This window comes from Desulfovibrio sp. TomC (assembly GCF_000801335.2).
GTDB lineage: Bacteria > Desulfobacterota > Desulfovibrionia > Desulfovibrionales > Desulfovibrionaceae > Solidesulfovibrio.
This window is the reverse complement of sequence record NZ_JSEH01000088.1, coordinates 1-1,296: the sequence shown is the minus strand read 5'-3', so window position 1 is coordinate 1,296 and position 1,296 is coordinate 1. Positions and strand designations below refer to the sequence as shown.

Annotated in this window: 1 protein-coding gene; it reads right to left on the bottom strand. The window is 57.1% G+C overall.

Going from position 1 to position 1,296, the window contains the following annotated elements:
* Window positions 1–73: 73 nt before the first annotated feature.
* A complete protein-coding gene (locus tag NY78_RS21635) occupies window positions 74–1,105 on the bottom strand; it encodes an IS5 family transposase (RefSeq protein WP_043641153.1) in 1,032 nt (343 codons plus the stop codon).
* Between the last annotated feature and the right edge of the window lie 191 nt (window positions 1,106–1,296).

Here is a 1,296-nt window from a genome sequence, read left to right as displayed (position 1 = left end):
GTGGTTTTCCTGAGGACTTAAGCTGTTTTCTGCCTCCCTTTGCGGTTTTCGCCGCCAAAGGAGACACCTGTCCTCAGCAACCAGCCTTTAAAGCGGCTTTTTTCAGGTTGAAAGCCATGGCGTTGAGGAGAAACTCCAGCTCGACCTTGGCCCGCCCGAGGTATCTCGCTCGGAAAAAGCCATAGCCGCGCTTGAGAGTGCCGAAGGCTCGCTCCACCTTTGAACGGACGCTGCTGACTTGGCGGTTGGCGGATTTTTCCGATGGGGTCAGTTCCCGGTTGCGAGCGGCCTTGTACATGATGCCGTCGGCAAGGCCGCGAACCTGAAGCACGAAGCGGTTGAGCTGGCTGCTGTATCCCTTGTCCGCGAAAATGCTCTCGCCGGCTTTCGCATCTACTTCATCCAAAACGGCGACGAATTCCTCCGTGTCGGACCGATTTGCCGGCGTGGCATGGCCACCGAGGACAAAGCCGTCCCGGCTGTCCGTGGCGGCGTGGATTTTGTATCCATAGTACGCTCGATTGCCCTTGCGCAGCCAGGCCGCCTCGGCGTCGTCGGAATAGCTGATCGTCACATCCGCCGCGTCTTCGTTGGCTTCCTGGCGATCCTGCGGGAGGACCTCGATCACCTTGAGCGGACGGCGCGCGGACGACACCACGCTGGCGTCGACGATGGCTCCTTCTCGAACCAAGAGGCCGCGTCGCTGCAACTGATGGTTGAGCTTGTCCAACAAACGTTTTTGCACGTTGCGCTCAACGAGGCTCTGGCGAAAGCGACAATTTGTGGTGGCGTCGGGCACTTCATCGTGATCCAGGGAAAGGCCAACGAACCGGACAAAGGAGAAGCAGTCGTACAGAGCCTCTTCCACCGCCGCGTCGCTGAGGTTGTACCAGCGCTGCAGGAGCAGAATTTTGAACATGGGAAGCGGCGGATAAGCCGGATTGCCCACGGCGTTGACCACCCGTTTGAGCGCTTTGTGCAAAAGCTTTTCCAGCGGGTTCCAGTCGATGAGGCGATCAATCTCGTCGAGAAAGCACTCTTTGCGCTTGCGACGGGCAACAACATAGTCGGCAATGCCAGGCTTGGAAGAAGTGCGCTCGCTCATGATCGCCTCCATCAATTTCGATGGAGAAAACATACACTAACTATATACCATTACAAGGTTTTATTGAAAATTGCCGTGCAGCGGTCTCACACTAGAAATCACCGAGTTATTGCAAGAAGTCAAGGGTTGGACCGGCGTTATCCGCCACCCCAAGCACTTTGAGCGCGGCGACCTGATTCCCCGGCTTTCAG